The following is a 6,000-nucleotide window of genomic DNA, read 5'->3' as shown; positions in this document are numbered from 1 at the left end:
GCGCGACGCCTTCCTCTTCAACTTCGTCGAGCTCTACAATCAGACCCGATTGCTATGCCTCGATCACAAGGCTCCCGCCGAACTCCTCGCCAAGCTCTCGGGACACAACACGAAGGCGGGGATCCAAGCTGACTTCCAGGATGGGCCGAGGCGGTGACCGACCCGCAGGCACGGCTTGGGTCACCGCCTTCGCGGGGAAGGACGGTTTTGGGGCGGGCAGGCGAACGAGCGCGATCCGCCTACAGCCGCCGGTAACCCGCCACCCGCCGCGCCCAGACGGCGTGGTCGTCGATGGCCGCGTCCTCCGGCAGGCCGGGAACCAGCGACTCGGCCTCCAGCAGCCAGCGGTTGGCGTCGGCGTAGCGGTCGGCGCGGCCGAAGCGCACCACGTCGTCGACCATGGCCCGCAGCAGCACGGTGGCGGCCAGCGGATAGCGGTGCTCCAGCAGGCGCGCGGCGGGCTCCAGCACCTCGGGCCGGTCGCCGTGCAGGGCCGGACCGCGCTCCATCACCAGCCGCGAGGCCTCGATCGCCGACGGCCAGGCCGTCAGGAACGCCAGGGCCTTGAACGGATCGGGATAGGTCTGGGCGTAGACCAGCGCCTGCTCCTCGGCCTCGACGTCCTCGAAGTCGGGCAGGCCCTTGAGGAAGGCGCGCAGGGCGTCGACCGAAAGGGTGGCCTTGAAGCTCGCCCAGCGCATGGCCTGGGCCTCCAGGGTCTCGCCGGCGGCCTCGAGGGCGGCGATCCGGGCCTCGCTCCAGGCGACGGCGCCGACATCGGCCTGCTCGGCCAGGCTCGGTCCCGGCGCGGAACGATCGAGGGCGGCCAGGGCCTGCGCCACCTGGCCGACGGCCAGATAGCGGCGGGCGATCTGGGCCCCGATCGGCGGCAGCACCTGCTGCGAGTCGGTGAACAGGCCCGCGAAGCCCTCGACGTCGCCTTCCAGGTCGGCCAGCACCTGGGCGGCGGCCCGCAGGCGCGGATCGGGACGGCGCTGGGCCGCCAGGCGCTCGCGCAGCTTGCCGCGCAGCACGGCCACGGCGTCGTCGGCCAGGGCCGGCGCGGCGGCGCGCAGCAAATCGACCGACAGCTTGGTCGAGGCGCCTTCGACGAAGGCCAGCAGCGCATCGGCCAGGTAGCGGTTGTCCAGCGTCAGGGCCTGGGGCGACAGGCGCGCGACGTCGGCGACGGCCTGGTCGAACACGGCCTGGAGCTCGCCCTTGGGATCCTTGATCCGCCCCTCTAGATCTTCGGAAACCCGCACCAGCCGCACCAGCACCGGCACGGCGATGTTGGGATCCAGCTCGCCCAGCTTGCCGCCGGCGGCCGCCCGGTGGGCGTCCAGGTCGCGGACGAAGTCCTTGAACTTGCGCCAGTTGATGCGCGCGCCGCTGCCGGCGATGGCGTCGATGCGCTTGTCGATCTCGGCGGCCAGGTCGGCCGCGCCCACCTCGCCCAGCAGGGCCAGCTTCAGGCGGCGCTTGATCGAGGCATGGCCGTCGGCGACCTCGATCAGCAGCGCCGCCAGGGCCTCGGGCCCCAGATGCGCGAGATTGGCCGCGTTGACCGACTTGCGCGGCGCGGCCTTCTTGACGGCCTTGGGCTTGGGTTCGGCCAACCGCCCTCTCCTAGTGCGCCGCCTTCTTGCGCGGAATGAAGTGCAGCACGCCGGCGATGATCCCGCCGACAACAAGGCCGACGATGGCTGAGCCGATCGCCATGGCCAGCCAGCCGGTGACCGGACCGATGGCCGGGACCTGGCCGGCCCAGTGCTGGAGCCCCTCGACCCAGCCCGGAATGGGCGTCAGGTGGAAGTGGTGCAGGCCGTGCACGATGATGCCGCCGCCGACCCACAGCATGGCCGCGGTGCCGACATAGGCCAGGCTGCTCATGGCCACCGGCATGGCTTTCACCAGGCCGCGGCCGAACTTCCGGGTGGGCGCGCGCGGGCTCTTGGCCATGTGCAGGCCGATGTCGTCCATCTTCACGATCAGGGCGACGACGCCGTAGACCAGGATGGTGATCACCACCCCGACCAGGGCCAGGGCGGCGGCCTGGATCGCCAGCGGCTTGTCGCTGACGTCGGCCAGGGCGATGGCCATGATCTCGGCCGACAGGATCAGGTCGGTGCGGATGGCGCCGGCGACCTTCTGCTTTTCCAGTTCCGGCCCGCTGAGCGCCAGCTCGTCGGTCGCCACCTCGTCCCCGTGGGGGACGAACATCTCGATGATCTTCTCGGTGGCCTCGAAGGCCAGGTAGGCGCCGCCCAGCATCAGGATCGGCGTCACCGCCCACGGCGCGAAGGCGCTCAGCGCCAGGGCGCCGGGCAACAGGAACAAGAGCTTGTTGCGCAGTGAGCCGACGGCGATCTTGGCGACGATCGGCAGCTCGCGGTCGGGCGTGAAGCCCATGGCGTAGCCGGGGGTCACGGCGGCGTCGTCGACGACCACGCCCACGGCCTTGGTCCCCGCCTTGCCGGCGGCGGCGCCGATGTCGTCGACCGAGGCGGCGGCGATCTTGGCGATGCCGGCGACGTCATCCAGAAGCGCGACGAGACCCGAGGGCATGAAAGGACCTTGCGTGGATTCGGCCGCCCCACGCGGCCGAGAAGAGCGCCCTGCGTAAGGGCTCGCCGGGCGCGGGTAAAGAGCGCGGACCGCGATCGGGGGAGGAACGCGCGCGCCAAGGCCGCGTTGCCGCACCATGGCCTCGACCGCGAACAGAAGCAGCGCCCATGTGGTCGTCTACGCGGCCCTGGCCGGCAACCTGGCCATCGCCGCGACCAAGTTCGTCGCCTTCGCCCTGACCGGCTCGTCGGCGATGCTGACCGAGGCCATCCACTCCAGCGTCGACACCGGCAACCAGGGCCTGCTGCTGCTGGGCCTGGCCCGCGCCCGCAAGAAGCCCAGCGCCAGCCATCCGTTCGGCTACGGCATGGAGGTCTATTTCTGGTCGTTCGTGGTGGCGCTGATGATCTTCGCCCTAGGCGGGGCCTTCTCGATCTACGAGGGGATCATCAAGATCCGCGCGCCAGAAGTCATCGACCGGCCGTGGATCAACTTCGTCGTGCTGGGCCTGGCGGCCGTCTTCGAGGGGGGCTCGTTCCTGGTGGCCCTGCGCGAGTTCAAGACCCTGCGCGGCGACGCCCCGTTCTTCGCCGCCATCCGCCGCAGCAAGGACCCGTCGATCTTCGCAGTGCTTCTGGAAGACGGCGCGGCCCTGGCGGGCCTGGCCATCGCCGCCCTCGGCGTGGCGGGCGCGGTGCTGGGCTTGGCCTGGGCCGACGGCGCGGCCTCGGTGGCGATCGGCGTGCTGCTGGTCGTGGTCGCCGTCTTCCTGGCCAACGAGACCCGCAGCCTGCTGACCGGCGAGGCCGCCTCCCCGCGCATCGTGGCGGAGGTGCGCAAGGTCCTTGAGGCCGACCCGCGCATCGACAGCGTCGCCGAAGTGCTGAGCATGCACCTAGGGCCCCAGGAAATCCTGCTCGGCGTCACCCTGGACTTCCAGGACCACCTGACCGCCGCCGATATCGAAGCCGCCAGCGACCACTTCGCCGACCTGATCCAGGGCGTCGACAAGCGTATCACCCGGGTGTTCGTGCGCTCGGGCCGGGCGCGCGAGGCCTATGCACGGCTGGCGGGCGGGTGAATTCGCCTCCACGCCTTCGCGTCGCTCCCGCCGTAGCGGTGAAATCCTCAGCCGACATCACTTCTGACATCGGACAGGTCAGGTAACGCGCTGCCGAACTACAGGCGCGAAGTGACCGCGCCAAGCCCGCCCCGAGAAGGTGCGCGAAGGTTAGGCGACGAACACTTGGCCCTTCTTCCTCACGGAAGGTGAAGCCGGCGAGACCTGCGGATGACGGGACGAAAGCAGGCGCCTTGAAAGCTTGGCTGTCCTGCCGCATTAGTCCGGCAGGGGGTGCTTATGGCTTTGAAAGTTTCGTTGTTGGTTTCGGCCTGCGTGTTCATCGCCACGCCAGCCTTCGCACAGTCACAAGAGGTCAGGCGGGGCCCTGCCCCGGCCTGGGCGGTCGCATCCTCGCTCATGCCCGTGCCGGAGACCGCCACCGGGTCGGTGTTCTTCCGTCGCCAGGACGCGGAAATTCATCTGAGCGATCAAGGCCAGGCGCAGTATATCGGCTATCGCGTCAAGATCCTCCAGTCCAGCGCCCTGCAGCTCGGCAATATCTCGATCGCCTGGGATCCATCGGCCAGCGCGCCGATTATCCATGGCATCAAGGTGTTTCGCGACGAGCAAGCCACCGATGTTCTGAAAAACGCCACCTTCGAAATCCTGCGGCGCGAGGATCAACTCGAGCAGGCCAAGCTGGACGGGACGCTGACGGCGGTTCTCCGTGTTCCCGACCTTCGGGTTGGCGACGAGCTGGAGGTCGAACTGACGACGTTCCAGCACAGCCCTGCCCTCGGGACCAATGAGTCCGGCCTGCTCCTGCTTGGACCCAGTCCGCAGCCGGGCCGATATCGCCTCGGATTGAGCTGGGACGAAGGGCACAAGCCCGACCTCAAGATGACCGCCGACATGACCGCGGCCATGCAGAGCAGCGAACGGGCGATCCACTTCCAGTTCGACAATCCGCGCCTACAGACCGCGCCGAATGATGCGCCGATCCGCTACCAGTGGCAGCGCGTCGTGGAGTACAGCGATTTCCACGACTGGCCTGCTCTTTCACGCCACTTTGCGCCACTGTACGCGAAGGCGTCGACCCTCGCCCCGGAATCCTCTCTCAAGCTCGAAGCCGCCCGCCTTCGCTCGGCCAACGAGAGCCAGCTTGATCGCGCCAGCGCGGCGCTGAAGCTGGTTCAGCAGAACGTGCGATACATCTATGTGGGTCTCAATGGCGGCAATCTGGTTCCCGCCTCCGCCGATGAAACCTGGCGCCGCCGCTATGGGGACTGCAAAGGGAAGACCGTACTCCTGCTGGCCCTGCTGCATGAGCTGGGCATCGACGCCGAAGCCGTTCTCGTGAACTCCAACGGGGTCGACGACGGCTTCGATCAGCGTCTGCCCATCCTCCAGCTGTTCGACCATGTGCTCATACGCGCGCGGATCGACGGCAAGGTCTACTGGCTGGACGGCACCCTGCCGCCGGTGGCTTCGCCCAGCTCGGAGCCTATCTTCCCGTTTAGATGGGTCCTGCCCGTGACCGCGCAGGGCGGCGATCTGGAGCGAATGGAATGGCGTCCAGCCGCGGCGCCCGGGGAGATCAGCCTGTTCGAGATCGACGCGCGCGCGGGTTTCGACAAGCCGGCGCGGATCGTCTCCACCGAAATCGTCCGGGGCGTGCCCGCCCTGGAACAGCAAGTGCAGTTTTCCGCGGTAAGCGAAGGACAGCTACTTGAGCTCTTTCGCCAAGGCGTAACTGGCGGCGCTTGGCAAACGATCGACGACGTCAAGTGGCGCTATGACCAAAAGGCGGGCGCAAGCATCCTGACGATCAGCGGCACGGCGGCCGTGGATTGGGAGGATGACGGCTCCGGGAAGAAGTCCCTGGCGCTTCCTGGGGGCGGGTTCAACCCTCCGGAGCGACGGGTCAGGATCGATCACAAGGATGTGCCGTTCTACACCAAGCCGGAATACAGCTGCCACGTCACGACGGTGCGGCTGCCGAGCTCGACCAAGCCGAACCAATGGTCTTCCGAGAAGAGCTACGACACGCGCATCTTTGGTCGCAACTATCATCGGGCTTGGGAGCTGCGTGAGGGCGCAATTCGCATGATCCGCGGATCGCGCATCGAGCAGCCGGAGATCACTTCCGCCGCCGCCCAGCGCGACAACGACAGGATCCCCGCGTTCGACAACAGCATGGGCTGGATCTTCTATCGCCCCTCGGCGACGGGCAAGAGCGGCGTGGGGGATGGAGCGAGCGTCCCCGCGACCTATGACATCGACTGGACCGCTAGCGACGTGCCCTGTGCGTCTGCTCCGGAGACCTGAGACGCCAGAAGCGATGCGATCGTCGCCTGACAACGCCGGGA

General features: G+C 68.3%; 4 protein-coding genes. 2 read left to right on the top strand and 2 right to left on the bottom strand.

Annotation, left to right across the window (positions count from 1 at the left end):
• Positions 1 to 239: 239 nt before the first annotated feature.
• The gene (locus tag SGCZBJ_RS09065; RefSeq protein ID WP_101717673.1) at positions 240 to 1,619 is read right to left on the bottom strand and encodes a DUF6880 family protein; all 1,380 of its coding nucleotides are present in this window, start codon (positions 1,617 to 1,619) and stop codon (positions 240 to 242) included.
• A gap of 10 nt (positions 1,620 to 1,629) precedes the next feature.
• Positions 1,630 to 2,568, bottom strand: a complete 939-nt coding sequence (locus SGCZBJ_RS09060; RefSeq protein ID WP_101717672.1) for a DUF808 domain-containing protein — start codon at positions 2,566 to 2,568, stop codon at positions 1,630 to 1,632.
• A gap of 136 nt (positions 2,569 to 2,704) precedes the next feature.
• Here SGCZBJ_RS09060 and SGCZBJ_RS09055 point away from each other — a divergent pair, with 136 nt between their 5' ends.
• Both SGCZBJ_RS09055 and SGCZBJ_RS09050 read left to right on the top strand, forming a co-directional pair.
• The gene (locus tag SGCZBJ_RS09055; protein ID WP_101717671.1) at positions 2,705 to 3,649 is read left to right on the top strand and encodes a cation diffusion facilitator family transporter; all 945 of its coding nucleotides are present in this window, start codon (positions 2,705 to 2,707) and stop codon (positions 3,647 to 3,649) included.
• Positions 3,650 to 3,928: 279 nt separating this feature from the next.
• Entirely contained in the window at positions 3,929 to 5,959 is a 2,031-nt protein-coding gene (locus tag SGCZBJ_RS09050; protein WP_205685351.1) for a DUF3857 domain-containing protein, read from the top strand.
• Positions 5,960 to 6,000: the final 41 nt, after the last annotated feature.

Source organism: Caulobacter zeae, assembly GCF_002858925.1.
GTDB lineage: Bacteria > Pseudomonadota > Alphaproteobacteria > Caulobacterales > Caulobacteraceae > Caulobacter > Caulobacter zeae.
Note: the sequence above shows the minus strand (reverse complement) of the source record. Positions and strands in the feature narration are given on the sequence as shown.

Coding starts and splice junctions, on each gene's coding strand:
- SGCZBJ_RS09060 (WP_101717672.1), bottom strand. CDS start 2,568: ATGCCCTCGGGTCTCGTCGCGCTTCTGGATGACGTCGCCGGCATCGCC.
- SGCZBJ_RS09055 (WP_101717671.1), top strand. CDS start 2,705: ATGGCCTCGACCGCGAACAGAAGCAGCGCCCATGTGGTCGTCTACGCG.
- SGCZBJ_RS09050 (WP_205685351.1), top strand. CDS start 3,929: ATGGCTTTGAAAGTTTCGTTGTTGGTTTCGGCCTGCGTGTTCATCGCC.